The following is a 25,894-nucleotide window of genomic DNA, read 5'->3' on the forward strand; positions in this document are numbered from 1 at the left end:
TCTAGTATGAGTTATAGCTCAGGATTGCATAATTAGAACCTGTTTGTGGCATATTGACGATGAACGCTGCCTGTAAAAGGAGGTAATCTTCTCATGATGGAGTCTAGAGAAACCGAAACGTCGGAAGAGATACAGAAGGACAGAGCCTCGGACCATTCTGCATCCGAACCGGTGAACGGCGACATGGTGGATTGGAACAGCCTGACCTCGGAGGAGAGCGAGATCTCTCGGGAATCTACCATGTTCGATATTGACCGGATGATTAACGAAGGCCTTGGCGGTGGCAATGTCACGATGGATAACGGACTGATCGGCCCATCCACCACCGACACGATGGAGGTCGTGGACGAATCGCCAAGAGAACCGGAAGAAGGAGGATCATAACGTATGGAGATGCAGCGCGCCGTGGAGATTTTTAACTCCAAGGATACTTACAAGGTGAACCTGGAAGGGGAGCCAGTCTGGATCGAGCAGATCGATCCGCAGAACGGGATGGCTACCGTTCAGGTTGGTTCCCGTCCGACCAACACGCTGACGGTGAATGTGGACCGGCTGAAGGAAGGCGAATAGCCTGATTAAAGGGGCTTAGCTTCCTTGCAGAAGCTTGAAATGGCATGAAAACACACCTTGTTCGGGTTTCCGTACTGTCGGAAACCGGATAAGGTGTGTTTGGTTTGCGTATAATTTGCCGTTAACGCAGTCCTCTGAAAAATAATTGGATATCGTCCATCAGCAGATCAGGAGCTTCCAATGCGGCGAAATGGCCGCCCCGGTCGAACTCCGACCAGTGCACGATGTTGTATTGGCGCTTGACCATACTGCGGATCGAGAGGTCCTTAGGGAAAACCGCGACGCCGGTAGGTACCGAGGAATACGGTGCCGGCGCTCCCCAATTGCCGGCGCTTTCTTTATAGATTCTTGCAGATGAGCCTGCTGTTGCCATCAGCCAGTAGATCGAGACATTCGTAAGAAGGAGATCAAGGTCTACCGCCTCTTCAGGAAGGCCTGCGGTTGGATCGGTCCACTCCTTAAACTTCTCTACAATCCATGCTAGCTGCCCAACCGGGGAATCCGTTAAGCTGTAGGATAATGTCTGGGGTCTGGTCGCTTGCAAAATGGCGTAGCCGGACCCGTCAAAGCCGCCTCCGGCTAATTCATCATAGCGCAGCTGCTCTGCAGCGGTGAGGTTCTCGGTTTCAGCCGGATCGCCGCTCGGAAACACCGACAAACCATTGCAATGAACGCCAACGATACGCTCTGCGGCAATCCGGCCAAGCTCAGCCGAAACCATACACCCCGTATCCCCTCCTTGAGCTCCATAACGTTCATACCCTAGTCGAAGCATAAGTTCATCCCATGCTTTTGCCACGCGCTCGATATTCCATCCCCGTTCCTTTGTGTGCCCGGAGAAGCCGAAACCCGGGAGGGAGGGAATAACGAGATGGAAAGCGTCGGACGGATTTCCGCCGTACTTGCTTGGGTTGGTGAGCGGTTCAATCATATGCATAAACTCCACGACCGATCCCGGCCAGCCATGGGTAACGATTAGAGGCAGCGCATCGGGTTCAGGTGAGCGAACATGCAGGAAGTGAATGTTTTGTCCATCGATCGTGGTCGTAAATTGTGGGAATTGATTCAACATGGTTTCATATTTACGCCAATCGTACGAATCCTTCCAATAGGCGGACAGCTTCTTCAAGTAAGGAAGCGGCATGCCATAATCCCAGTGGTTATCCTCCAGATCATCAGGCCAGCGGGTACGGCCCAAACGTTCCTTTAGATCCATCAGGTCCGCCTCCGGAATTTGAATGCGAAAGGGAGTTATGGTCGTTTCAGAAAAAGAGATAACGTTCGGTTGATTTGTTCCGTTCATTGTCATCCTCCTATGGTTTTTTATCATGGTTCCTCCGGGTATTGGTTTCACTATAGTGCTTGAACTTTGACTGCATCGTGTCAGTGTTTGAAATTCGTGTAACCCTTTCTTTTTTCATCTCTGCCAATCCAGAAAAACGCATGTTCTTGCAGCGGATTGGGAGGACCGATATAATGAAGATCAAGTATTTTGAGATATGGGCAAACTAAATAAAGGGTGGGTTATCAGTGAATAATGGCCGTACGGAGGGCCGGTTTCGAATGACTTCAAGCAGTCTGGAGGAGACGGAGCAGCTTGCTGCTTGGCTGGCCGCGAGGGCGGAGCCGGGGACCGTCATCGGTCTGGACGGGGATCTTGGAGCAGGAAAAACGGCATTCTCCCAACAATTTGCACGGCACCTTGGGGTGAACGGGGTTGTGAATAGTCCGACGTTTACCATTATTAAAGAATATGAGGGGCGTCTGCCGCTCTACCATATGGATGTATACCGTTTGTCGGTCGATGAGGCGGATGAGCTTGGGCTGGACGAATATTTTTATGGTGACGGGGTTTGTCTCGTGGAGTGGAGCAGCCTGATCACCGAGCTCATGCCGGAGCAGTATCTCCATATCCAGCTAGAAACGACGGGCGAAACGAACCGGATCATCACGCTTTCAAGCCAGGGCGGGCCTTATGGCGAGTGGTGCCGGGATTTGAATGAAAAATGGGGTAGCATGAATGAACAACAATGACAAAAAGCCGCAGCAGCGGTTTTTGGCGCTGGATACGTCGACGGCTTCGCTGGCGGTATCCGTGATGGAGCAGGACAAGCTGCTGTCGGAGGTTAACACGAATGCGGACCGCAACCACTCGGTGCACCTGCATCCCGTGATGGATCAGGCGCTTGCGGAAGCCGGCCTTGGCATGGACCAGGTAGACGGCATTGCCGTAGGAGTGGGGCCAGGTTCCTATACGGGCATCCGCATAGCGGTGACCGCAGCCAAAACATTGGCATGGGCCAATCAGCTTCCGGTCGTCGGGGTATCCAGCCTGCATGCTTTGGCATGGGGGGGCTTGAAATCCGGATGGAGCGAGACGGCGGGAGAAAAGGGAGTCCACTGGGTCGTTCCGCTGCTGGATGCCAGACGGGGACAAGTGTATACGGCATTATTCGCTGCCGATTCAAAACGCCAAGCGGAAGCGCCGGTACGTATGGAGACGGACGGCATCCGCCTGATGCAGTCCTGGGTGGAAGCCATAGAGGAACGAATCGGCAAGCTGCCTGAAGGGGAGCGCCCGGTCTGCATATGGTTTATCGGGGAAGTGGAGCTTCATGCGGAGGCCGCTCGAGGTCTGGAGCCGTGGTTTGGAGACAGGCTCCGGATTCATCCGTACTCGCTGGAGGGCCGCTGGATGGGGTATCTGGGAGCAGCCAGATTACTCGCCGGGGAAGCGGATGATGTGCATACCTTGGTGCCCAATTATACACAGCTTTCCGAAGCGGAAGCGAACCTGCTGCGCAAGCGGTGAAGGGAGCGTAGGATTCGTAATGGACGAGCAGAAGAAGCCGGCGGACGGTGAAGAAGGTTTGTCCTTCCGGCTGATGACCCTGGAGGATATACCGGAGGTTCTCAAGGTGGAGCGCGAAGCGTTTACCGTGCCCTGGACCGAGGAAGCCTTTCATAATGAACTGAAACTGAATCATTTTGCGCGTTATATGATTATGGAATACGAAGGCCGAACCGTAGGGTATGCCGGCATGTGGACGATCGTGGATGAAGCGCACGTCACGAATATTGCCCTGCTGGAGCAGTATCGCGGACGCAAGTGGGGCGATCGGCTGCTGACCGAACTGATGAAGACAGCTGCCTATATGGGGATGGAGAAAATGACGCTCGAGGTTCGGGTGTCCAATCACGTTGCCCAGCGTTTATATATCAAAAAAGGGTTTAAACCAGCCGGTGTCCGGAAGGGGTATTATTCCGATAACCAGGAAGACGCACTCATCATGTGGGCAGATCTGCCCCCTTATCGGGAGGACGATGGCGAGGAAGGAAGTCAAAGGCTATCATGAAGGATGAAAAAATAGACCGGCAGCACAGCTGCATTTTGGCGATAGAAACGAGCTGCGATGAAACCTCGGTTGCCGTCGTAAAGGATGGCTGCGAGGTATTGTCCAGCGTCATTGCCAGCCAGATTGAAACGCATAAAGCATTCGGCGGGGTGGTGCCCGAGGTGGCCTCCCGTAAGCATGTGGAGAGCATTACGTTAATTATTGAGCAGGCCGTAGCCGAGGCCGGGATCGAAATGAAGGATTTGTCGGCGATCGCCGTCACGCAGGGTCCCGGTTTGGTCGGAGCGCTTCTCGTGGGCGTCATGGCGGCCAAAAGCCTGGCCTTTGCGCTGGGCAAGCCGCTGATCGGCACGCATCATATTGCGGGTCATATTTACGCAAACCGCTTTGTGGGCGACATCGCCTATCCTTGCATGGCGCTGGTTGTTTCCGGCGGCCATACCGAGCTGGTCTACATGAAAGACGAGGGCAGCTTTGAGTTAATCGGCAGGACGCGGGATGATGCGGTTGGCGAAGCGTACGACAAGGTGGCAAGGGCGCTTGGATTCCCGTATCCCGGAGGCCCACATGTCGACCGAATGGCCTTGGAAGCCGAGGAAGTCGTGGATCTTCCCCGCGTATGGCTGGAGCCGGATTCTTATGACTTTAGCTTCAGCGGTTTGAAATCGGCTGTATTAAATGTCGTCAATCAGAGCAAAATGCGTGGAGAGGACGTTCGGACGGAAGCGATAGCCCGGGGCTTTCAGGAATCCGTCGTGGAGGTGCTTGTGGAGAAGGCGGTTCGCGCGGTCAAAGCATACGATGCCAAACAGCTGCTGCTGTGCGGGGGCGTAGCCGCCAATCGCGGACTTCGTCAAGCATTGTCCGAGCGGTGCGGGCAGGAAGGAATCCCGCTGACGATCCCGCCATTTCAATATTGCACCGATAACGGAGCGATGATTGCGGCCGCGGCGCATTTGAAATGGAAGCGGGAGAGCTTTACGCCGCTGGATATGAAGGCTGATCCGCAAATGTCGCTGGAATTTTGGGCTGAACATTAAGCTAAAGCTTCTTGACACGTCTCTGTCCAGAACGTATAATCATGATCAAATTCCAGAATGTTGAAACGCAAAGAACAGGACCAGTAAGGTGAACCTTGGATGAAGAGAGCTGCGGGACGGTGCAACGCAGACGACAGGAGCCTGAACTCACCTGGGAGCGGAGCAGGGGAACCTCGCGCAATGAAATGCCTCTAAGGCAGAGATGACATTGCGGAGCTTGACCTTGCTACGGGATGGCCTCCGTGAGAACGGCTGCGCACAAATCCTTTGTGATTTGGCGCTGGAGGGGGCTTTAAGGTCCGGGTTTGCAATGACCTAGGATTTAAAGTCAACAAGAGTGGTACCGCGATAGGATAGCCTGTCGTCTCTTGCATAAGAGATGGCAGGCTTTTTTGCATGGTGAGGCAGCGGGAACTCGGATCAGGCAGAAGGCGTATAACAACGAAGAAGTGCTTAAAGAGTTAAAGATACCCGGTAAAGGGAGCCGGATATCAGGAAGCTTTTGCATAACAGCATATCGTATAAACGCGATGAACGGGAGCAGTAGAAGGGAGCTGTCTACAGAGAGCTGCGGTTTTGGTGCAACGCAGCGGCAGCAAGCTTCGAATCTCGCCCGGGAGCGGAAGAGGGAACGTCTGCAGGTCGGATGATTTGATCGATCCGGATCGAATGCCAAGAATGCAGATAGGACTCTCTTACGGCGTTCCTCCGTCATCGGGAAGTCCATTCTCTTCATGACCCGGCCGGCATGAGGAGATCATGGACGGTGAGTGGACACGTGCGTGCGTCAGCATCGCTGAACAGCATGGCGTGTCAATTAGAGTGGTACCACGGAGGGTCTTTAGCCCGTCGTCTCTTATGATATAAGAGATGGCGGGCTATTTTGCTGCCGGCAGCAGCAGGGTGGGAAGCGGACGCAAGTCGACGTGCGGACGTGCATTGAACATAACCAGTTGGATAGAACAACGGAATCCAATCGAATGAAAATCAGGGTTGTACCCTAACGAAGGAGGAATATCGGAAGATGAATGAATCCAAGAGAACGATCCGAATTTTCGATACGACATTGCGGGACGGAGAACAGGCACCAGGGGCAAGTCTCCAGCCCGAGCAGAAGATGGTGCTGGCCGGAAAGCTGGCGGAATTGGGCGTTGACGTGATGGAGCCCGGGTTTCCGGTGTCCAGTCCCGGAGAGTTCGCCGCTGTGCAGGCCATTTCAAGGCAGCTGCAGCAGGTGGAGATTTGCGGGTTCGCGCGAGCGGTGAAAGGGGATATTGATGCGGCCGTCAAGGCAACCCAGGATGCGGCGAGAAGGCGGATTCACCTGTTTATTTCCTCTTCCGACATCCATCTTCGCCACCAGCTGCGCATGAGCCGTCCGGAAGTCGTGGCAAGGGCGCGTGAAATGACGGCTTATGCGAGGCAATTCAGCGATGTGGTGGAATTCACGGCGATGGATGCTTCCCGAACGGGCATCGACGACCTGATCGAGATGGTGGAGGCCGTTATCGAAGAGGGAGCCACGATCATCAATCTGCCGGATACGGTCGGATATGCGCTTCCGAACGAATACGGCGAGATGTTCCGGCGCGTGCGGGAAGGCGCCCGAGGCGGGAAGAGGGTCGCCTACAGTGCCCACTGCCATAACGATCTCGGTCTAGCCGTGGCCAACAGCCTGGCCGCGATCGAGAACGGCGCGAGTCAAATTGAGGTCACCGTGAACGGGGTGGGCGAACGTACAGGCAACTGCGCGCTGGAAGAGCTTGTCATGGCTCTATCTACCCGGGGTGACATGCTGCGGGCAGAGACGGGCATTACGGCCGAGAAGCTGTACGAGGTATCCCGCCTCGTCAGCGGTGCGATGCATTTTCCGATCGCCTTCAATAAGCCCGTGGTCGGCCGGAACGCCTTCCAGCATGAATCCGGCATTCACCAGGACGGTCTTCTGAAGGATCGTAGCACCTACGAGATTATGGATCCGGAGAAGCTGGGCATTCCGCGAAGCATGATCGTACTGGGCAAGCACTCCGGCCGCCATGCCCTGAAGGACCGCTTGGCCCGTTACGGTGTCCGGCTCGAGGGAGCCGAGATGGAATCCCTGTACGATACCTTCAAGGAAACGGCTGACCGTCAAAAGGTGGTCAGCGATGATCAGCTGCTGCAGATGGTCAGCCGCACATTGGGCAAGCCGGCACAGGTGTACGAACTGTCCGAGGCGCAGGTCATTTCCGGCACGGGAAGCAGCAGGGTTGCCGCGGTTACGCTGCGCCAATTGAGCGAGCAGACGGAAGCCACCTACTCCAGCGTGGCGGACGGTCCCGTGCAAGCCGTCATATCGGCGATCAGCCAAGGAATCAGCAGCGACATCCGGTTTGGCGATCTGGAGCTGCATTCTTTAAGCAGCGGCGAGGACGCGCATGCCGAAGCGGCGGTAACGGTGGAGAAGGCCGGCAAGATCTTCCGCGGCACGGCCGTGCACCAGGATATCGTCATGGCCGCAGGCTTGGCATACGTTGCGGCATGCAACTCGGCGTTAATGTCGGTTTAGGCATCGAAGCGATTAAGGGACCTCAGCTGCTTACATTTACTTAGATTGGCACAAGCGACCTTCAACCCGAACGGGGAAGGTCGCTTTTTTCCAAAATAATAAAAGGTAGGCCCTATATAGGAGCTAAATATATAGAACATCAAACTCTGTCAAGTTGTGAACAACGTTATCCACATATTCGCCAAAAAATGTGCATAACCGAGAAAAATGTCGATAAATCGGTCTTTTGCAAGACGCTGAAAAGAGGGGACAGGATTTTCAAATTTCCCGGTGGAAACTGTGGATAATGTGAATAACTTAGTGGATAAAGCTGGATATAGGACCGGGGATCCGCGTATAACAACAAAAAAATGGCCATTTCGGCCATTTTCATGATAAACTTATGCACCATTCCTGGGGATAAGTTTGTGTATAAACGTAAATCTTCATTTGAAACACTTTTGTGAATTTTTTAGGCTTCCAGCAATGACTCCCATTCGGCAAATATTTGCTCAAGCTGACTCTTTTTCTCCTCTAACGACTGCTGCCGTTCTTGGAGCGCCATATAATCCTGATAGATCTCCGGCAAGGTCATTTCGGTTTCCAATTGGGTAATGTCCGATTCCAGGACATGAATTTGCTCCTCCAAGCTGGCAAGCCTGCGCTGACGGTTTCGTTCCTCCCGTTTCGCCTGCTTCTCGGCTTCGAAGGAAACGGCCCCTTGCTTCTCAGGCAGAGCCTCGGCTTTCCCTTCCTGTTTCAGGGTGTGGCGGGCAAACGGCTCGGATGGCTCGTTGTCCATATCAAGAATTTCCTGCTTTTTCTCCGTATAGTCGTCATAATTACCCAGGAAATGTTGAATGCCGTCCGGATGAAGCTCGATGATGCGTTCCGCCATTTTATTAAGGAAGTAACGGTCATGGGATATGAACAATAAAGTGCCCTCGTAATCCATGAGTGCCGATTCCAGCACCTCTTTCGCAAACAAGTCAAGATGGTTCGTCGGTTCGTCCAAGATGAGCATGTTGGCTTCCAGAAGCATGAGCTTGGCAAGCGAGACGCGTGCTTTTTCCCCGCCGCTTAAGGAGCTGATCTTCTTGAGGACATCTTCGCCGCTGAAGAGGAAATTGCCCAGAACGGTACGAATGCGGGCTTCCTCCATATGCGGATAGGTGCCCCACAGCTCTTCCAGGACGGTGTTGCTTGGGTTCAGCTCGGATTGCTCCTGATCGTAATAGCCGATCTTCACTTTTGTACCCCATTGCAGCGACCCCGCCGTAGGCTTCATGGTACCGATCAAGCATTTCAGGAGCGTCGATTTGCCCACCCCGTTGGGTCCGATCAAAGCTACGGTTTCCCCGCGGCTGAGATCAAAGGAAACTTGCCGAAACAGCGGTTTGTCCTGCTCGAACGCAAGCGACAGATCACGTACGTGAAGGACGTCTTTCCCTGACATATACTCGGCTTCAAAAGAAAAATGAGCTTTCTTGAGATCGCCCAGCGGTTTGTCGAGCCGCTCCATTTTATCCAGCGCTTTGCGGCGGCTCTGCGCACGCTTGGTCGTAGAGGCCCGTACCAGGTTTCGCTGAATGAAGTTCTCCATGCGGGAGATCTCGTCCTGCTGCTTCTCGTATTGCTTCAGCTGGGATTCGTATTCGGCTGCTTTCAGCTCAATATACCGGCTGTAGTTGCCGGTATATTTTTTGGAATGGCGGCGTTCGATCTCCACGATGGTGGTCACGAGCCGATCCAGGAAATACCGGTCATGGGATACGACGAGCAGCGAGCCGGAATAACCGCGCAAATAATCCTCCAGCCAGGTGAGGGTTGCGATATCCAGATGGTTGGTCGGTTCGTCCAGCATCAGCAGGTCGGGTGCCTGCAGCAGTATTTTTGCAAGGGCCAGCCTTGTCTTCTGCCCGCCGCTTAACGTGGCAATGGACGTATCCGGTGAAAAGCTGCCGAATCCCATGCCGTGCAGCACGCTGCGTATGCGTGTTTCGATCTCATATCCGCCTTGATCCTTGAACCAGTCCGAGCGGACCGCATAACGATCCAGAAGCTCCTGGTATTTCTTCGGATCTTCGCTCGACTTCGGGTCGGCGATTTGCTCCTCCATCTGACGAAGCTCACGCTCCATCTCCAGCAGGGGAGTAAAGACATCCAGCATCTCGTTCCATATGGAGGAATCGGACTGAAGCCCGCTGTTCTGGGCAAGATAACCGACGGTGGTTTCCTTGGCTTTGAAGATTTGTCCGCCATCATAGGACATCTCGCCGGCCAAAATTTTAAGCAGCGTCGATTTCCCGGCTCCATTGACTCCGACGAGGCCGATTCTTTCGCGTTCAAGGACTTGCAGATTGATCCCGTCCAGGACGGGCGTAACGCCATATAATTTCGTAATGCCATTGGCTTGCAGCAGCATGTTATGTGAAACCTCCATCTTTCTATATGATTCTTCCATTAATTCTTCATTATAAGAAAAAACGACTTCCGACGTACATGCTCCGACAGAACGCGCGTAGACGCTGTTTTATGGCAATCTGAATGATCGTGTGCTTTGGAGTTTATGCGTTTCTTCTATCTTAAATTAAGTGTACATGAAAATGACCGAACAATCGACCATGATTGGCGACTTCCGTCATTCTTGGCTAAAGGAAGGAACAGTGGTAAACTAAACTTAATTATAAGCGTGAGAGGAAAGATCACGTGTGAACCCTGAGGAAGATTTGAAGCGGGCATCCGCAAAAGCCGCCCTGCGCAAAACGATGGCATTGCGAAGGGACGAGTTATCAGAGGAAGAGCGGGCCAAGCGGTCGAAGCAAGCCTGCGCGTTTGCTGCGGAGGTCATGGACCGTCTCCATCTTCAGAGCATGATGATTTATGTTCCCTTTCGCTCCGAGCTGGATTCCCGGCCTCTTATCGAATGGGCATGGAAACAGGGGATCCAGGTTATCGTTCCACGGAGCTTGACCCAAGACCGTTCGATGGAATTGTATAAGCTTCAGGCATGGGACGAGCTGGTTTCCGGCGCTTACGGCATTTCGGAGCCTGATCCGTTGCGGTCGCAAAAATGGAATCATCCGGGACCGGATATCGTCTGGGTCCCCGGGCTTGCGTTTGACAGAATGGGCGGAAGGCTTGGATACGGAAGCGGTTATTATGACCGGCTGTCGGACAGGCTTAACCAGGGAGCACAAGCCAACGCTCGTCGGATCAAGAAGCCCTTGTGGGTGGGGATCGGTTACGAGGTTCAGGTCTTGGAACAAGTTCCTATGGAAGAACATGATAGGGTATTGGACGGTTTGGTTACGGAACAGGGGTATAACGTGAAGACCAGACCTGCAGCGGAGGGATAAGAGATGGAACTGAGTCATTTTAATGACCAAGGCAGAGCACGAATGGTGGATGTCAGTGATAAGGATGTAACCGCCCGGACAGCGGTAGCGAAGACAACGGTCCGTATGCATCCGGATACGCTGGCCCGCATCCAGGAGGGGAAGATCGGCAAGGGAGATGTGCTTGCCGTGGCACAGGTTGCGGCCATTATGGCGGCCAAGAACACGTCGAACTGGATTCCGATGTGTCATCCGCTGCCGTTGACCGGCGTGAACGTGGCGTTCAGCGATAACGCCAAAGACGAGTTATATATAGAAACGACCGTGAAAACCACAGGCAAAACCGGTGTTGAAATGGAAGCTTTGACAGCTGCTTCAGCCGCTGCGCTTACGGTCTATGACATGTGCAAGGCCCTGCAGAAAGACATGATCATCGGCCCTACCCTGCTTGTAAGCAAAACCGGCGGCAAGAGCGGGGATTACATACAAGAAACGACATAGCATAGATACAGGAGATTCGGACGAGTGGGAAGGAGAGAGGGCAGATGGTGTGGAAAACGGCGATCCTGACGGCGAGCGATAAAGGCTCGCGGGGGGAACGCGAGGATACGAGCGCTCAAGTGATCCGGGAATTGGTGGAGGAAGAGCTGAGCGGTGAAATCATCGAATACCGGATCGTACCGGACGAGCAGGACGAAATTATCGCGGCATTGATCGAGCTTACGGATTATTATCAAGTGGACCTTGTCCTCACGACAGGCGGTACGGAGCTGGCGGTGCGGGATGTTACGCCCGAGGCGACCAAGCGGGTCATCGAACGCGAAGTGCCCGGCATTGCGGAAGCGATGCGTGCTACCGTTATGCAGAAGAATCGGAGCGCGATGCTGTTTCGTGGCGTATGCGGCGTCCGCGGCCGTACCTTGATTGTCAATCTCCCGGGCTCTCCCAAAGGCGTGCACGAGAATCTGGCCGCGGTCATGGATCAGCTTCCGGAGGCACTGTTGATGGTAACGGGGCAGTATCGCGAGCAGCTCTAACGAGTACCTTATTAGATAATTATGTAAATAAACTGTCACGTTTCTGGACTGTATATGTGATTTACATTATGGTATGATGGCGGTATATGAGCTTGTTTCACTGCTGGAGTCGGATGATTTTCTTTAGTTAAAAACCTGTTGCAGCTGCAAGGCATGATGGATTAATGTCATCCTGAAGTCCTTTTGAAGGCATTAAGCAGGACGAGGAGGAGAACAGATATGAGTACAATTGGAGTGCCGGGCATTATTTTGCTCGTTATTTTGGCGCTGCTCTTGTTCGGACCGAACAAACTTCCTGAACTGGGACGTGCGGTCGGAAGAACATTCCGTGAGTTTAAGGACGGTGCGCGGGAGATTATCGCTGACGATGCACCGGCGAAGAAGAAAGAAGAGGCTCCCCAGCAAGCCGTTGCCGCTGAGCCAGCCAAGATTGAAGACAAGCGTCTTCCGGAATAGAATTAAAGCAAGGCTTGAAGTCCCTTCCTTCGGGAGGGATTTTGTTTTGTCAGGGTCACATACAGGGTGGTGGTTAACTTGTCGGAGCAAGTGAAAGATATGGCGCTTGTGGAGCATTTGGGCGAGCTTCGCAAACGAATTATAATCGTGCTCGTGGTATTCGTAGCAGGACTGGTCGGGGGGCTTTTCGTTGCGGACCCGATCTATCATTATTTGACGGCGGCCGAAGAAGCCAAGAACTTTGAGCTGCATGCCTTCTCTTTTTGGGATGGCATCGGAATCTACATGAAAATCGCCGCCATTTTCTCGCTCGTCATTTCCGTTCCGCTGATCTTCTATCAGCTCTGGGCGTTCGTTAAGCCGGGGCTGCGCAAAGAAGAACAGAAAGCGGCCATACGTTACGTGCCGTATGCGTTTGTTCTGTTCATCGTCGGGATCACGTTTGGTTATTACATCGTATTTCCGATGACGCTGTCGTTTACCACGGCGATCACGCAGGGCATGGGGCTTCAGGAAACCTACGGCATTACCAATTACTTGAATTTTATGTTCAATCTCGTATTGCCGCTGGCCTTGCTGTTTGAGCTTCCGCTTGTGGTGATGTTCTTGACGAGAATTCGCATTCTGAATCCGCTGCGGCTTCGCAAGATGCGCAAGGTCGCGTATTTCGCGCTGGTCTTTATCGCGGTCGTCATCACGCCGCCGGACTTTATATCGGATTTCCTGGTCACGATTCCGCTGCTGCTTCTATATGAATTCAGCGTGTTTCTGTCTTCCGTGATCTATCGCAAGCAATTAGAGGCGGACATGGAACGGGACAGCCGCTACGTAAGGGCAGACGAAGAGGACTGACCGTATTGTTTTTTGCAAAACAAGAGATCCTTTAAGAATAAAAACAACCCGCAAACTTCACTCCTCGGGAGTATGGTTTGCGGGTTGTTTTTTGTCCAATGAATGATGGATTAGAAATTAGTGTTCATCATTGCCTCAGTCTTCTTTATGGGAATCATGTCATGGCGGCGTCCTAACCTTCATCTTGCGCATATCTCGCCAGAGCCAGCGCTGCGGTTTCTTGCATTCGGGCCTGCAGCGTGCTTCCTTCCACGACTTTCACCCTCAGGCCGAGAAAGCGAATGCGCGAGAGCAGAAATTCGCACTCATCCTCCAAATAGCAGACCTGAATGCGGTAGGTATCGGAAGCTTCATCATAATGCACCGTTTTGTCAAAGCAGGAAAAGGCGTAAAGGATCCGCGACAATTCCCCGTTGTACCGCCGGTGGATTTCAATGATCGCTTGCTTTTTCTGTTTTTCCATCAGCTTTTGCAGCCGTTCCTTTATGCGATCGATCCGGAAGGAGGGGAGCGAAGTCCCTTGTATATATAAAATATGATCGAGTTTCGTGTACATGAGTCCTCTTCGGCTTTTGCTGTACCAGATCAGCATCCATTCCCGTTTGATCATGGAGTACTCCAGTTTGTAAGGGAAACCGGACTGATTGCTGCGCGCTTCTCCATGCTTCGTGCGGTAGCTTAGGCGAAAGCCCTGATCCTGCATGATCATTCTGCGCAAGGTTCGAAGATGCGGATGGTAAACGCTTCGTTCCTGTCCCTTGGCTTTCTCCAGAATGATCCCTTTCATCTCGGCACCGCTATGCTCCATGTGGAGGAGCTCCTTGAGCCGGTCCAAGGTGCCGGGCGTAAAGGCGTTTGCCGCCTCGGGGTGCACCAGCATCATTTTCAGCCATCCCCGTTCCTGAGCGGTAATGGCAATCGAGTCGGTTTCCTCAAGCCTTGTTATGATCTGGTAGTTAAATATCTTCTCGAATGGATTCTGGCTCATAATAAGCGGCAATCTCCTTCCATTCCTTAATGAACTCCTGCCGAAGGGAGCGTGGCTGGAGCACCTCGCAGCTGGAGCCGAAGCTGCGGAGCCAAGGCTTAATTTCGCTGGTGCCGTTCACTTCAATTTCGTATAAGAACGAGCTCTCGGATTCCATGGTAACGGTCCCCCATTGCCCTTGCGCCTTGACCCGGTTCAGCACGAAATTCACTTTGCCGCCCTCCGGGTTAAAGAATCTGGCCACGACCTTGGTGGGATTACGGGTATCGGTAACCCAGCTGTGCTCGAATTCGGCCAGCGTTTCCATGAGTCGCTGTTGGAATATTTCTTCTTCAACCACTTCGCCTTCTTCGATTTGAGTCAATCCTTCCATGCGAAACTTCATGAGGCCCTGTCTGCCGTTATGACCGATCAGGTACCAACGGCCGTATTGATGGTCATAGATCACGCGCAGCGGAAGCACCGTTTCCCGAAGCCCTTTGGATTCCCTATGGAACAGCGGATTCGTGTTTCGGGAAGCATAGCGTGAAGAGCTTTTTGGCGATAAATACAGGAAACAAAGCCTCGCCCTTTTGGTGATCGCCTGAAAAATGGTGTGCAGATGTGCCTCATCCAATATGCGTGAATGGTAATGATACTTATAAATATAGGCCGGGTCCGAGTGTGCGGCGATGTCACGATTACGCAGGGCCCTCTTTAAATTGTCTCGAAGCATATACCCCTGAACAGAGGGGAGCTGCGTGTTCGACATGACGTCCACATAATCGTAGAGATCAAGAAGCTCGTCATCCGACAACGAATCGATGAGGTCACGGGCGCCCCTGTAACGGTACGGCCGTTCTGCGCCTGTCCTCACGATGACTCCGACTTCTTCCAGGTATTTGAGATCCCCGCGTATCGTCTTCTCATCGGGCAGTGTTTCTCCGTCCGGGAATTGATCGCCGCAGCGTTCGATGAGTTCCTTCGCGGTTAACTGCTGATGCTGCAGCTGGGTGAGGATCATGGATAGCCTCAAGCTTTCCGATGCTTTGAGCGATTTGCCGCGGAACAGCAGCAGCAGGAGCGGATCAGCGGTTTCATAGTATGAATAGCGCAGACCTTCGGAGAGGGTAAGACTTTGTTCTTCGGCGAGCTGCGGCTGAAGCGATTCAATTTTATTTTTTAAATTTCGGAGCGTTTTGTCATAGGTATGTACTGAAATGCCAAGGCGATCAGCCAGTTGTTGCCGGTTGTATGCGCCGCCGGCCAGCGCCAGAATACGAAGAAATTGGATTTCTTTATCGAAGCTTTCCCGAGCCATGGCGCCCTCCTTCAAATCATATATTAGATTGTACGCGATCCAGTCTGTAACTATTGTAGCAAGGATAGGGAACCGCATAAAGGAAGGATATTGTAATATCAATTTGTTATCGCCATACTTTTGCCCTGTTGAAATAGGAACGCATGGAAGACAATAAGGATATCGGAAATTTACACGGCAACTACAGAAGGAGAGATTCCGGATATGAATATAACGCAGGAAATGAAATCGACGATTCAACAAGAACTTGAGCGGATTGAGCGGGAGGAAGGGGTCCTAATCCTGTATGCCTGCGAATCAGGCAGCAGGGCCTGGGGTTTCCCGTCGACGGACAGCGATTACGACGTAAGGTTTATCTATATCAGACCCGTGGAGTGGTATTTATCGATCTTCGACAAGCGGGATGTGATTGAACGGCCAATCAACGACAGGCTGGATATGAGCGGTTGGGATTTGAAAAAAGCATTGGGGCTTTTTCGCAAGTCGAATCCGCCCCTGCTTGAATGGCTGGAGTCCCCCATCAAGTATAAGGAGACGCTCGGCATCGCCCAGCAAATCCGAAGCATATCTCCGCTTGCCTTCTCGCCTAAATCTTGCATGCACCACTACCTGAACATGGCCAAAGGCAATTACCGGATGTATTTGCAAGGGGGAGACGTTAAGATCAAAAAATATTTCTATGTACTGCGTCCGATCCTGGCATGCGACTGGATTCAAACCTACAACGAGATGCCTCCCATGGAATTCGAGCTGCTGACGGATCGCCTATTAGATCAGGGAAGTGCGTTGAAACAGGAGATTGATCAATTGCTTCTTCGCAAACGTTCGGGTGAAGAGATGAATATTGAACCGAAGCTTCCTATCATTAACGCATTCATTGAAGAGAAATTGAACGATTATGAGCAGCTGGCCAAGAATCAGAAACATCAAGACATGGATCTGGATCAAATGCTGGATGATTTGTTTCGGAACGCGCTGGTTGAAGCATGGGGAACCGGCGGACGGCAGTTATAGGCCAATTTGGCAATTATTCAGCTCACATCAACGAATCCGCAGTTTTATGAAAGATGAAACCTTTCTGCGGAAGGGCATGCTTCGGGCTGTTTTGTTCTGCTGAATGATGACTAGATCTATGGTTCCATTCGTGTAGTGTTCCTAAAGCCTCAGGCATATTTTGGCTGGTCATGGATACAATGGTGAAGGGGGTTTAGGGACAACCTCTCCCTAAGTCCGGATTGCAAAAAAATGATCAAAAATTCATGCAAAGGACTTGAAATTTTAAGACAACTTGAGTATCATAAAATTGGTTGTTAGCACTGAGGGTTGTCGAGTGCTAATACATAAAGCTTTGAAAAAAGCATCACAACATATTTAAAGGAGGCTATTTTTTCATGATCAGACCTTTAGGTGAACGCGTATTGGTAGAACCGATCGAACAAGAAGAAACTACGGCATTCGGGATTGTACTTCCTGACTCTGCTAAAGAAAAGCCGCAAGAAGGTAAAGTTATTGCTGTAGGCAGCGGCTCCCTGAAAGACGGCGCACGTGTACCTTTGGAAGTTAAAGAAGGCGACCGCGTTATTTTCTCCAAATACGCTGGAACAGAAATCAAATACGAAGGTAAAGAATATTTGATTATGAAAGAAAGCGACATCCACGCGATCTTAGGCTAATGAAAGCCTGAATATATCCTGTTTTACCATTCCATAATCCACTAGGGAGGTATGTAATACCATGGCAAAAGACATTAAGTTCAGTGAAGACGCCCGTCGCTCCATGCTTCGCGGTGTAGATGCTTTGGCAAATGCAGTTAAAGTAACGCTCGGACCGAAAGGCCGTAACGTGGTTCTTGAGAAAAAATTCGGAAGCCCGCTCATCACGAATGACGGCGTAACCATCGCTAAAGAAATCGAGCTGGAAGATGCATTCGAGAACATGGGTGCTCAGCTCGTTAAAGAAGTAGCTACCAAAACCAACGATGTTGCCGGTGACGGTACAACAACGGCAACGGTTCTGGCACAAGCCATGATCCGTGAAGGTCTGAAGAACGTTACAGCTGGCGCAAACCCAATGATCATCCGCAAGGGTATCGACAAAGCGGTTAAAGCAGCCGTAACCGAGCTTGCGAATATCGCGAAAGAAGTGAAAAACCATCAGGAGATCGCTCAAGTCGCTTCCGTATCCGCAGCTGACGAAGAAGTAGGTCAACTGATTGCAGAAGCAATGGACAAAGTGGGTAAAGACGGCGTTATCACCGTTGAAGAATCCCGCGGCTTCTTGACGGAGCTTGAAGTAGTAGAAGGTATGCAATTCGACCGCGGCTACATCTCTCCATACATGATCACCGATACGGATAAAATGGAAGCCGTTCTTGAGAATCCATACATCCTGATCACCGATAAAAAAGTAACCAACACGCAAGAGATCCTGCCGATCCTTGAAAAAATCGTACAGCAAGGCAAACCGCTCGTACTGATCGCAGAAGACATCGAAGGCGAAGCGCAAGCGATGCTGATCGTGAACAAACTGCGCGGAACGTTCAACGCTGTTGCTGTTAAAGCTCCTGGCTTCGGCGACCGTCGCAAAGCCATGCTGCAAGATATCGCTGCATTGACTGGCGGCCAAGTGATTACGGAAGAGCTCGGCCTCGACCTGAAAACGGCTTCCATCGATCAATTGGGTACCGCTCGTCAAGTGCGCGTAACCAAAGAGAACACGATCATCGTGGATGGCGCTGGCAACAAAGAAGATATCGATGCTCGCGTGAAGCAAATCCGCAACCAATTGGAAGAAACGACTTCCGATTTCGACAAAGAGAAACTGCAAGAGCGTCTGGCTAAATTGGCTGGCGGCGTAGCGGTTATCAAAGTCGGTGCGGCTACTGAGACGGAATTGAAAGAACGCAAACTGCGCATCGAAGATGCCCTGAACGCAACTCGCGCTGCGGTTGAAGAAGGTATGGTATCCGGTGGTGGTACAGCGCTCGTTAACGTATACAACGCTGTTGCTGCAGTTCAAGTTGAAGGCGACGAGAAAACAGGCGTGAACATCGTTCTGCGCGCTCTGGAAGAGCCGATCCGCACGATTGCAGCTAACGCTGGCCAAGAAGGTTCCGTCATCGTAGAGCGTCTGAAAAAAGAAGAGATCGGCATCGGCTACAACGCGGCTACCGATACTTGGGTGAACATGTTCGAAGCAGGTATCGTTGACCCTGCCAAAGTAACGCGTTCCGCTCTTCAAAACGCTGCATCCGTTGCGGCCATGTTCCTGACAACCGAAGCGGTTATCGCTGACAAGCCAGAACCAGAAAAACCAGCTATGCCTGACATGGGCGGCATGGGTGGAATGGGCGGCATGATGTAAAACGGGCTCTGATCCCTTGATTTATAAGGGCTTGTGAGTGTGGGGAAGGCCATTTCCCCACATATTCCCCACATAAGGTAACATGATTAGAGGCTTCTCATGAGTTCACTGAACTTGTGGGAAGCTTCTTTTTTCATGGTCTTTGTTACGTGTGTATAGACATTACGAGTGGTGTCATCGTCCTTATGTCCAAGACGTTCCATAACGTATCCAAATATTTGGGAATAGCAATCCATGAGAAATCTGTTCACATGTCTCAAGCTAAAATATAGTTCGTGAACAACGAAAAACGCAAGTGCGGAAGGATTAACCAAGTCGTGGAAATAAAGAAAAATAATTTGGGACTTATCTTCGCGGGACTGATGCTGGGCTTGTTTATTGCGTCCGTCGACAATACCTGGTACATGCCTGTATTACTCTTGCTATCGTACAATCAGACAGACGGATAGCATTGAAAAAAAAGGAGAATGAAAATGAGAAAAGTAGTTGTATCTGAGTTTGTATCGCTGGATGGCGTCATGGAGAATCCGCAGTGGACGATCCAATTCCGTAGTGAGGAAACAAAGCAATTCAAGTTCGATGAACTGAAAGCAAGCGACGCTCTTCTGCTTGGACGCGAAACGTATGTTAATTTTGCAGCGGCTTGGCCTAATTTGATCGAGCAGGAAGGGGAATATGGCCGGATGATGAACGGTTACCCCAAGCACGTGATTTCAACAACCCTGGAAAAAGTGGAATGGAACAATTCTTCGCTGATCAAGGGCAATATCACGGAGGAAATATCCAAGCTGAAGCAGCAGCCTGGTAAGGATATCTTGGTATTTGGCAGCTGCGCGCTCGTTCAAACGCTGATGCAGCTTGACCTCATCGACGAATATCGGCTCATGGTTTTCCCAGTTGTGCTTGGAAACGGAAAACGTCTCTTTGGAGAAGGGATCGATAAGAAAGTGCTGAAACTGGCGGAAACAAAGACATTCGGTTCAGGTGTCGTTGTTCTGACTTATCTTCCGGCAAGATAAGATTGATCAGGAAAACAACTACGAGCTTGCGGGAAAACCGTCTTTCGGCAACATGGCGTGATGCTGACGGACTGAAAACTAATGACCAGTTACTGACTTGAACTGCGTAGGTCATGAAAACCGTCAGGGAAGTTTGCCCTGACTTTCCTTTTGAGTTTGGAGGATATCCGAAACGGCTGTTTTTTGTTCATCTAACGGGCATTTTAACAAAGGCAGCTTATACAATCTCCCTATAGGAGATGATTCCGATGGTTGAGATAATTAAATGCCAGTAGCCTCACCCCACATCCCCCACACATTTCCCCACATAGTCATTTTTACTCGATAATATTCCATGGAATCAACAGACCAAAAACCTTGATACACCGGACTTTTTAACAATGTGGGAAATAGGAAACCGCCCAAAAGCATGGGCGGCATGATGTAAGTCAGGCTTTAAAAACCTTAATACCGCTATTTAAAAGGATCCCGAGAGGGAGCCTTTTATTATAAAATCACGCGAACCTAAATATGTGTGGGGCTACCCCCCTAGATAAAGGCGAGAATGACACGCTCGGCAGCATGAGGGCGTAACTCTTCTCGCCTTATTGTTATCTTATTCTATGATTAATCTTCGTCTCTCCTCATTTGGTAGTGGTGGTGAAAGTGGTGATGATGATGGTGGTGATGATGGATCATATGATGCCCTGACGGGTGGCTATATGGATGAAAATGTGGGTGATGGTCATGCTCATGGCCGTAATGATAAGGCTGTGGTTCCCTTTGTTGATTACCTTGAATGCTATGGCTTTGTTGATTCATTTTGGTCTTCTCCCTTTCATCATGAGATAGTGCATATTATGTGTACGAATGAATAGTGACACTTGACCTAAATAAATTGGGCGATCCATATAAGTATTAAAATAATGAGCAATTAACAGAGCTTCACCACTCACTTTTTCTAACTTGATTCGATTAGCACCTTTCGGTAAAAAGGGGCGGAACTCCCGTCCCCGTTTTCAATTAAGTCCATTGTACATAAAAACGAACTGATCAAATATTATCTCTCAAAGGTTAGGTTAGGGGGATCTGCCTCAATCCAAGAACATCTTTGCTTCATATGTATATATCACTCCACTCTTGACAGGCTCTGAGGCTCTCCTCTTCGTGATTTACAAATATATGCCAACTTGCCTATACTAAAAAAGTAAACTGAAGGCATCGGTAAGAAAATTCCTGCTGACCTATGCTCGCAGGGATTTTTTTGTTTGAATGGGGGAGCAATTTGTATGAAAAAGTTATTCTTGAAATTTGGAACAGTGGTCTTATCTTTGTTATTGGTTTGGTTGGTCCTTAATTATTTTCCGGAGTTAGATGACGGTGATGTATACCCACCAATACGGGGTACCGTTGTCGAATTAGAGTTTCCAGCGGATAAATATCCTGAGACGGCGGATCACATAAAAAAGGCCATTGAATCCGGCCATTCCGATGTTTGTACCATTGATCGAACAGGTGCAGAGGATAACAGGAGTTCTTCCCTAAAGGGAATCCCTACGAAAAAAGGGTATGATCGGGATGAGTGGCCGATGGCCATGTGTGCCGAAGGAGGAGACGGTGCAAGTGTCGAATACATAGATCCATCTGACAATCGAGGAGCAGGCAGCTGGGTAGGTAACTATTTGGAGGGATACCCGGACGGTACCCAGGTACATTTCATTTTTAGATAGCAAAAAAGCCTACTAGCTAATGCCAGTAGGTTCTTTTTTTATGTTTAGCCGTATTAATCGACTCACATGCTTTACTTCATCTAATGGCACCCAGACTGGCCCATAAACACTCCGCATCTTTAAGCGATCTGTACAAGAATCCGGTATGCCTTGTAATACTTCGCCATTGGTAAGGTATACGGTTACGCTTTGCTTCTCTCGAATGGCTATTTTTAGTTCTTTATTCCACATCTGATTGATCACGCACCCATGACAATAGTAATAATGTCAGTATATCAGAGGTAGGTAAAATTTACTACAATACATTGAACACGCGGCAGTTGCAATTTCCATTACGCCTAGAAATGTAGCTGCAAGACTAACAGCCCATACTATTAAGCCAACTAGGAATATCCTATACGTTTTAAAGCCTAATTGTTTTTTCTACATAATTTTCTAACATAGCATATTGAAACATGCTATCCCCATATACATTGTATCGAGCTACAATAAATGGTTGTCTTATTTCGTGTGCCGAAAGGTGGGGTAGGGTTGTCGGATCCTTTTGTAGTCAGGTCATTAGACGAAATACGTTTTTGGTCACGCATTATGAAAGAACATTCCTTTTTTCTTCGATTAGGATTTAGATGTGAAGATACGCAGTTAATCAATGAGGCTAATCAATTTCATGCCATCTTTGAGGATATTGAAAGAAGATCACATGCATATCAAGCAGATACCGATCCACAAACAATTCGACAGTTTAATTCAGAAGTTCACAATGCCGCTGCACACATTTGGGCATTTAAGAGGAAGGTACTTGGACTTATACTTAGGTGCCAGCTCCCTGGGGGGACAAATTTCCCGTTGCTTGTAGATCATGTTAGCCGAGAAGCAAATTACTTTAGAAATCGGTTAGAGGAACTCAATAACGGGAGACTTGAGCCATTACCCGATGCGATTATCGATGAAAATGTCTTTTTCCTAAAAATCATGGCTGACCATGCAAAATTTATAGGTCATCTGCTTGATCCATCGGAGCGAAAATTAGTGGAACAAGCAAGGGAGTTTAGCCAAGACTTTGATACGTTGATGTTTCAAGCCATTGACCTAAGTTCCATGCGTCCAGAATCGCAAACCCATCCATTACTAAGTCAATTTGTTGATGAAAACCGAGTTTCAGTCAAATCATTGCGCGATTTTAAGAAAACTGCGCGCGACTTAATTGAAGAGTGCCGAATCAAAAGCATCATTCATCCTTTATTAGCAGATCATGTTTTCCGTGAAGCTGAGCGATTCTTATTTATCCTAGACATGTTCGATCGGTCATTATCTGGCGTGAAGGTGAACAAGAAAGAAATCATGCATTAATATAAGGGAGGCACTATTGGATGGAAATACAAATAACGGGCTTTGTTGTTCATTCCGATAACCCTGACTCCAGTCATTCCCACCAACTCTTTCTAACATCTTGGGATGGAAGACCGGTTAATGTTCATGTCCATCCCTTTCAAGGAGATACCTCTTTTGACGTTGGACATTTCCATCATTACGTGGGTATAACTGAACCAGCTCCAAGCGGCGTGCCGCACGTCCATAATTACCATGCCCAAACATCATTTAATGACCAGCACAAGCACTTGATTAGAGGAACAACCGGGCCCGCCATTCCATTGGCAGGCGGTGGGCACTACCATTATTTTGAAGGTTATACCACCGTAGATGGCAGGATCCCACATGCTCATCGTTATAGCGGGAACACAGGTGATGAACAAGGGTAAATAATAGTTTCGCCCACTGTACCTTTTTGTTTATATAAATTATGAATACAGCTTTATAAGAGGGCTGCCGAGTGGGAGCCTTCTTGTTAGTGACCACATGATTTCTCCTCAGTCCACATGTCAAACCAATAAGATGATTAGGCCAAGTACAAAAAAAGCGGATCCGAGGCATATGGAAACCAATCCGCCGAATTTTACTAAATCCATGTAAGTATCGCTTCGTTCCGAATCTCCTTTGACTTGCCAGCCTTCATCCCTGCTCCAGCCGAATGTCGGATACCTTCTGGCAAGGAGCCCTATACCTATGAGGATCACAGCAAACCCGAAAAGTGCCCCCCATGACATAGGGGTACCGCAAGGTCGAACAAGCGTCGCTAACCCGATTAAGACCAATACGCCGCCAATAAATCCGCCTATTGCCGCACCGACCTGGGTTTTTAACAAATCATGATCGTCCTGCTCGTAGTCTTCCGGCAACCTTTTGTTCCATCGTATCCAATCCGAATCCGGATTCATGAAGGTATAACGGCAATTTAGAATGATAACGACGCCAAATAACATCCATAACATTGAAATCAACCCCTTGAGGATTCATACGGAGTAACAAAATGGAAGTTCCGGTAAAGTGAAGTAAGACATGAAGAATGGAGATCTAAAGTTACAAATTAAAGGTACCTGAAAAGAAAAAATCCTGCTCTTATGTGAGCAGGATTTTACTTCTGTTCCCTAAGCTTATCGCAAAAATTAATGGCGCTCCGGGGTACGGCGTCTTAACCCAGCAAGACCGGCAAGACCAATTAATCCAAGCCAACCCCAGTCTGTATCGTTATCATTGGTGGCTGCGTTGGTGTTATAACTTCTAGCGTTAACGTTGTTTGTGTTCATGTCATTTGCATTCCTGTTGTTGTTTTCAGCGGAAACAGGGACAACCAACATGCAAGCAATGCTCATAGCCGCTAGAAAAGACATGCAGATTTTCTTCATGTTAAGGACCTCCTTTCTCTGTTCGTCTGAAATGCATGGGCAGGTACCAAAATTATCTTGCCCCAAATAATCTTTAACGATTCTTTACCAAACGAGTGTACTTCTGCCTTCCGAGTAGTGAGACTGTGCTAATTTTCCTTTTATCCGCTATTTCACCGGATTAATGTCGATCCATTTCGAAATGGACCGAGCCGCTGTCGCGCGGATCGGTTATTGTTTTGCGGGCGATGAGATTCCCCTCACCATCCATACCTTCGATATCAAAAGGTGTGGAAGCGGGCGACGGCAGAAATACGAACCAGATCATTCTTCCGGCTTCCGCAGCAGTCAGCTTAGCGTTATAACTACCTTTGCCCTTGATTTTGACGCTTACTTTTTTTATCGAGGGATCCAGAATATCCCCGAACACCATGGGAAATGGGGTAGAGAGATGGTCTAATTCAGGCATGCCCATGTAATTTAACGCTGCTATGGATTGTGAAGATTCGCCGATTCCATATCCGCCGCCCCAAGCCCATTTCCAACCGATCCGAGTTTTTCGTACATATTCTACTTGCAAATTATGGCTACCCGCTTGGTAAGGTCGTTTCATAAATAAAAGAGTGCCTCCGCTCACGGGTTCACGGTGAATGACATGCATGGAGGATGGGCCTCTAAACTGTTCAACCGCGGTATCCGGAGTCTTCCCGAGCGGGATATGAAGGATATTGTCCTGCCCCAGCGCTCGCGACATGCGCCGATCCGTTAATCCGCCAGGGCGTTCCATCACATAGATGAAGGCGTAGAAGAGAACGGCCGAAAGTAATATCAGTTTGGCAGCAAGCCTGATGATTCGTTTATGTTTAACTGGCATAATGCGTCCACCACCATAACATTTTTAATAATCATTTCTGAAAATCGAACAACAACTCCACCAATATACCATAATTTGGGGTGTTATTTAGCAGTGCGTGTGGAAAACAGATAAAAGGCCAGTGTAAGGTATAGATGAAACGTGTCGTTTACTCGATTCCAGCAGGGAACTCCCGTTTTATGTCGAAGTTTGAAATTAGGGGGTGCTTATATGCTAAAAACATTGAAGGTCGAGCTCTTTAGCGATTCCAATCTGGACGATTTGCAGGATCAGGTGAATGAATTCCTGTATAACATTCATCCTGACGATGTGAAGGATATTAAGCTTTCATCGGCAGACGGAACATACGATATTTTGGTCATATATAAAGAATAGAGAAAAAGCACCTTAAAGGTGCTTTTTCTTTTGATCTTGCTTATTAAGAATCTCAAAAGGTAAGACTACTTTGCATATAACATTGCCGTGCCGTCCAGACAGCCCAAGGACAAAAAGTTAGGTACATCACTTTTTATGTCCCCCTAATGAAGCTTTAAGGTTCCATTAAGCTACGCATCTTATGATGGAATCACCTCTTAACAATAGATTAGGAGCCCCTCTAATTCCGTGGTTAGAGGGGCTTCTCTTGTTTACATATCTTTTTTGCGCAATGGAACAACGGGAGGTTATCGTCTTTTCGGCAGCTCCATGCACCAACGATGACTCTGCTCGTGGTTTGATTCTTCCTGTTTTTATGAGATATGAT

Annotated in this window: 29 protein-coding genes and 1 other annotated feature; of the genes, 22 read left to right on the plus strand and 7 right to left on the minus strand. The window is 49.6% G+C overall.

What is annotated here, in order from left to right:
• The first annotated feature begins 93 nt into the window (after window positions 1-93).
• Together JNUCC32_RS30420 and JNUCC32_RS30425 are read left to right on the plus strand one after the other, a co-directional pair.
• Complete coding sequence (locus tag JNUCC32_RS30420; protein WP_036665182.1) at window positions 94-384, plus strand: hypothetical protein; 291 nt, start codon at window positions 94-96, stop codon at window positions 382-384.
• Between the two features lie 3 nt (window positions 385-387).
• Entirely contained in the window at window positions 388-570 is a 183-nt protein-coding gene (locus tag JNUCC32_RS30425) for an H-type small acid-soluble spore protein (protein ID WP_015737296.1), read from the plus strand.
• Between the two features lie 121 nt (window positions 571-691).
• On the opposite strand, the gene JNUCC32_RS30430 is transcribed toward JNUCC32_RS30425, so the two are convergent.
• Window positions 692-1,873, minus strand: coding sequence for an epoxide hydrolase family protein (locus JNUCC32_RS30430; protein ID WP_192570666.1), 1,182 nt, complete (start codon window positions 1,871-1,873; stop codon window positions 692-694).
• 260 nt (window positions 1,874-2,133) lie between these two features.
• Between JNUCC32_RS30430 and tsaE the strand changes: the two genes are divergently transcribed.
• The 5 genes from tsaE (at window position 2,134) to JNUCC32_RS30455 (ending at window position 7,514) form a co-directional block, all read left to right on the plus strand.
• Entirely contained in the window at window positions 2,134-2,604 is a 471-nt protein-coding gene (gene tsaE, locus JNUCC32_RS30435; protein WP_015737295.1) for a tRNA (adenosine(37)-N6)-threonylcarbamoyltransferase complex ATPase subunit type 1 TsaE, read from the plus strand.
• The gene (gene tsaB / locus JNUCC32_RS30440; protein WP_192570667.1) at window positions 2,591-3,382 is read left to right on the plus strand and encodes a tRNA (adenosine(37)-N6)-threonylcarbamoyltransferase complex dimerization subunit type 1 TsaB; all 792 of its coding nucleotides are present in this window, start codon (window positions 2,591-2,593) and stop codon (window positions 3,380-3,382) included. Before tsaE ends, tsaB begins: the two co-directional genes overlap by 14 nt.
• A 19-nt stretch (window positions 3,383-3,401) precedes the next feature.
• Entirely contained in the window at window positions 3,402-3,926 is a 525-nt protein-coding gene (rimI, locus tag JNUCC32_RS30445) for a ribosomal protein S18-alanine N-acetyltransferase (RefSeq protein ID WP_096776542.1), read from the plus strand.
• Window positions 3,923-4,966, plus strand: a complete 1,044-nt coding sequence (gene tsaD / locus JNUCC32_RS30450) for a tRNA (adenosine(37)-N6)-threonylcarbamoyltransferase complex transferase subunit TsaD (protein WP_096776541.1) — start codon at window positions 3,923-3,925, stop codon at window positions 4,964-4,966. The genes rimI and tsaD overlap by 4 nt, the downstream gene beginning before the upstream one ends.
• A 521-nt stretch (window positions 4,967-5,487) precedes the next feature.
• Window positions 5,488-5,826, plus strand: a binding site (T-box leader).
• Between the two features lie 164 nt (window positions 5,827-5,990).
• Window positions 5,991-7,514, plus strand: a complete 1,524-nt coding sequence (locus tag JNUCC32_RS30455) for a 2-isopropylmalate synthase (RefSeq protein ID WP_096776539.1) — start codon at window positions 5,991-5,993, stop codon at window positions 7,512-7,514.
• Between the two features lie 451 nt (window positions 7,515-7,965).
• Here JNUCC32_RS30455 and JNUCC32_RS30460 read toward each other — a convergent pair whose 3' ends face one another.
• Window positions 7,966-9,918 carry an ABC-F family ATP-binding cassette domain-containing protein gene (locus JNUCC32_RS30460; protein ID WP_096776538.1) on the minus strand — a complete coding sequence of 651 codons (1,953 nt, stop codon included), beginning with the start codon at window positions 9,916-9,918 and terminating at the stop codon, window positions 7,966-7,968.
• A 286-nt stretch (window positions 9,919-10,204) separates the two neighbouring features.
• On the opposite strand from JNUCC32_RS30460, the gene JNUCC32_RS30465 reads away from it, so the two are divergent.
• The 5 genes from JNUCC32_RS30465 (at window position 10,205) to tatC (ending at window position 13,176) form a co-directional block, all read left to right on the plus strand.
• Window positions 10,205-10,852 carry a 5-formyltetrahydrofolate cyclo-ligase gene (locus JNUCC32_RS30465; RefSeq protein WP_192570668.1) on the plus strand — a complete coding sequence of 216 codons (648 nt, stop codon included), beginning with the start codon at window positions 10,205-10,207 and terminating at the stop codon, window positions 10,850-10,852.
• Between the two features lie 3 nt (window positions 10,853-10,855).
• Entirely contained in the window at window positions 10,856-11,332 is a 477-nt protein-coding gene (gene moaC / locus JNUCC32_RS30470; RefSeq protein WP_009593966.1) for a cyclic pyranopterin monophosphate synthase MoaC, read from the plus strand.
• A gap of 44 nt (window positions 11,333-11,376) precedes the next feature.
• A complete protein-coding gene (locus tag JNUCC32_RS30475; RefSeq protein WP_009593970.1) occupies window positions 11,377-11,868 on the plus strand; it encodes a MogA/MoaB family molybdenum cofactor biosynthesis protein in 492 nt (163 codons plus the stop codon).
• 219 nt (window positions 11,869-12,087) lie between these two features.
• The gene (locus JNUCC32_RS30480) at window positions 12,088-12,324 is read left to right on the plus strand and encodes a twin-arginine translocase TatA/TatE family subunit (protein WP_009593973.1); all 237 of its coding nucleotides are present in this window, start codon (window positions 12,088-12,090) and stop codon (window positions 12,322-12,324) included.
• A 78-nt stretch (window positions 12,325-12,402) separates the two neighbouring features.
• Window positions 12,403-13,176, plus strand: coding sequence for a twin-arginine translocase subunit TatC (gene tatC / locus JNUCC32_RS30485; RefSeq protein WP_015737287.1), 774 nt, complete (start codon window positions 12,403-12,405; stop codon window positions 13,174-13,176).
• 172 nt (window positions 13,177-13,348) lie between these two features.
• Here the strand turns inward: tatC and JNUCC32_RS30490 are convergent, their stop codons facing one another.
• Together JNUCC32_RS30490 and JNUCC32_RS30495 are read right to left on the minus strand one after the other, a co-directional pair.
• On the minus strand, window positions 13,349-14,164 hold the full coding sequence (locus tag JNUCC32_RS30490) for a WYL domain-containing protein (protein WP_192570669.1): 816 nt from the start codon (window positions 14,162-14,164) through the stop codon (window positions 13,349-13,351).
• A complete protein-coding gene (locus JNUCC32_RS30495; RefSeq protein WP_192570670.1) occupies window positions 14,133-15,464 on the minus strand; it encodes a helix-turn-helix transcriptional regulator in 1,332 nt (443 codons plus the stop codon). Before JNUCC32_RS30495 ends, JNUCC32_RS30490 begins: the two co-directional genes overlap by 32 nt.
• A 204-nt stretch (window positions 15,465-15,668) precedes the next feature.
• Here JNUCC32_RS30495 and JNUCC32_RS30500 point away from each other — a divergent pair, with 204 nt between their 5' ends.
• The 9 genes from JNUCC32_RS30500 (at window position 15,669) to JNUCC32_RS30535 (ending at window position 23,315) form a co-directional block, all read left to right on the plus strand.
• Entirely contained in the window at window positions 15,669-16,478 is an 810-nt protein-coding gene (locus JNUCC32_RS30500; RefSeq protein WP_192570671.1) for a nucleotidyltransferase domain-containing protein, read from the plus strand.
• 377 nt (window positions 16,479-16,855) lie between these two features.
• Window positions 16,856-17,137, plus strand: a complete 282-nt coding sequence (gene groES / locus JNUCC32_RS30505) for a co-chaperone GroES (RefSeq protein WP_006212454.1) — start codon at window positions 16,856-16,858, stop codon at window positions 17,135-17,137.
• Between the two features lie 61 nt (window positions 17,138-17,198).
• Window positions 17,199-18,827, plus strand: a complete 1,629-nt coding sequence (groL, locus tag JNUCC32_RS30510) for a chaperonin GroEL (RefSeq protein WP_009593977.1) — start codon at window positions 17,199-17,201, stop codon at window positions 18,825-18,827.
• 317 nt (window positions 18,828-19,144) lie between these two features.
• Complete coding sequence (locus tag JNUCC32_RS31750) at window positions 19,145-19,276, plus strand: hypothetical protein (RefSeq protein ID WP_267132934.1); 132 nt, start codon at window positions 19,145-19,147, stop codon at window positions 19,274-19,276.
• A 24-nt stretch (window positions 19,277-19,300) separates the two neighbouring features.
• Window positions 19,301-19,846 carry a dihydrofolate reductase family protein gene (locus tag JNUCC32_RS30515; protein ID WP_127589995.1) on the plus strand — a complete coding sequence of 182 codons (546 nt, stop codon included), beginning with the start codon at window positions 19,301-19,303 and terminating at the stop codon, window positions 19,844-19,846.
• Between the two features lie 602 nt (window positions 19,847-20,448).
• Window positions 20,449-20,703: a hypothetical protein gene (locus JNUCC32_RS30520; RefSeq protein WP_192570672.1), complete on the plus strand. Its 255-nt coding sequence runs from the start codon at window positions 20,449-20,451 to the stop codon at window positions 20,701-20,703.
• A gap of 411 nt (window positions 20,704-21,114) precedes the next feature.
• Entirely contained in the window at window positions 21,115-21,555 is a 441-nt protein-coding gene (locus tag JNUCC32_RS30525) for a NucA/NucB deoxyribonuclease domain-containing protein (RefSeq protein WP_192570673.1), read from the plus strand.
• A 492-nt stretch (window positions 21,556-22,047) separates the two neighbouring features.
• Window positions 22,048-22,905, plus strand: a complete 858-nt coding sequence (locus JNUCC32_RS30530; RefSeq protein WP_192570674.1) for a DUF2935 domain-containing protein — start codon at window positions 22,048-22,050, stop codon at window positions 22,903-22,905.
• 20 nt (window positions 22,906-22,925) lie between these two features.
• The gene (locus JNUCC32_RS30535) at window positions 22,926-23,315 is read left to right on the plus strand and encodes a YmaF family protein (RefSeq protein ID WP_192570675.1); all 390 of its coding nucleotides are present in this window, start codon (window positions 22,926-22,928) and stop codon (window positions 23,313-23,315) included.
• 120 nt (window positions 23,316-23,435) lie between these two features.
• Here JNUCC32_RS30535 and JNUCC32_RS30540 read toward each other — a convergent pair whose 3' ends face one another.
• From JNUCC32_RS30540 to JNUCC32_RS30550, 3 genes are all read right to left on the minus strand, one after another.
• Window positions 23,436-23,885, minus strand: coding sequence for a DUF6199 family natural product biosynthesis protein (locus tag JNUCC32_RS30540; RefSeq protein ID WP_192570676.1), 450 nt, complete (start codon window positions 23,883-23,885; stop codon window positions 23,436-23,438).
• Between the two features lie 174 nt (window positions 23,886-24,059).
• Window positions 24,060-24,299: a WGxxGxxG family protein gene (locus tag JNUCC32_RS30545; protein ID WP_015737275.1), complete on the minus strand. Its 240-nt coding sequence runs from the start codon at window positions 24,297-24,299 to the stop codon at window positions 24,060-24,062.
• 160 nt (window positions 24,300-24,459) lie between these two features.
• Entirely contained in the window at window positions 24,460-25,152 is a 693-nt protein-coding gene (locus JNUCC32_RS30550; protein WP_192570677.1) for a hypothetical protein, read from the minus strand.
• 210 nt (window positions 25,153-25,362) lie between these two features.
• Between JNUCC32_RS30550 and JNUCC32_RS30555 the strand changes: the two genes are divergently transcribed.
• Window positions 25,363-25,527 (plus strand): sporulation protein Cse60, encoded by a 165-nt coding sequence (locus JNUCC32_RS30555; protein ID WP_009593971.1) that lies wholly within the window; start codon window positions 25,363-25,365, stop codon window positions 25,525-25,527.
• Window positions 25,528-25,894 lie beyond the last annotated feature (367 nt).

Origin of the sequence: Paenibacillus sp. JNUCC32 (assembly GCF_014863545.1) — a bacterium.
Classification (GTDB): domain Bacteria; phylum Bacillota; class Bacilli; order Paenibacillales; family Paenibacillaceae; genus Paenibacillus_AQ; species Paenibacillus_AQ lautus_A.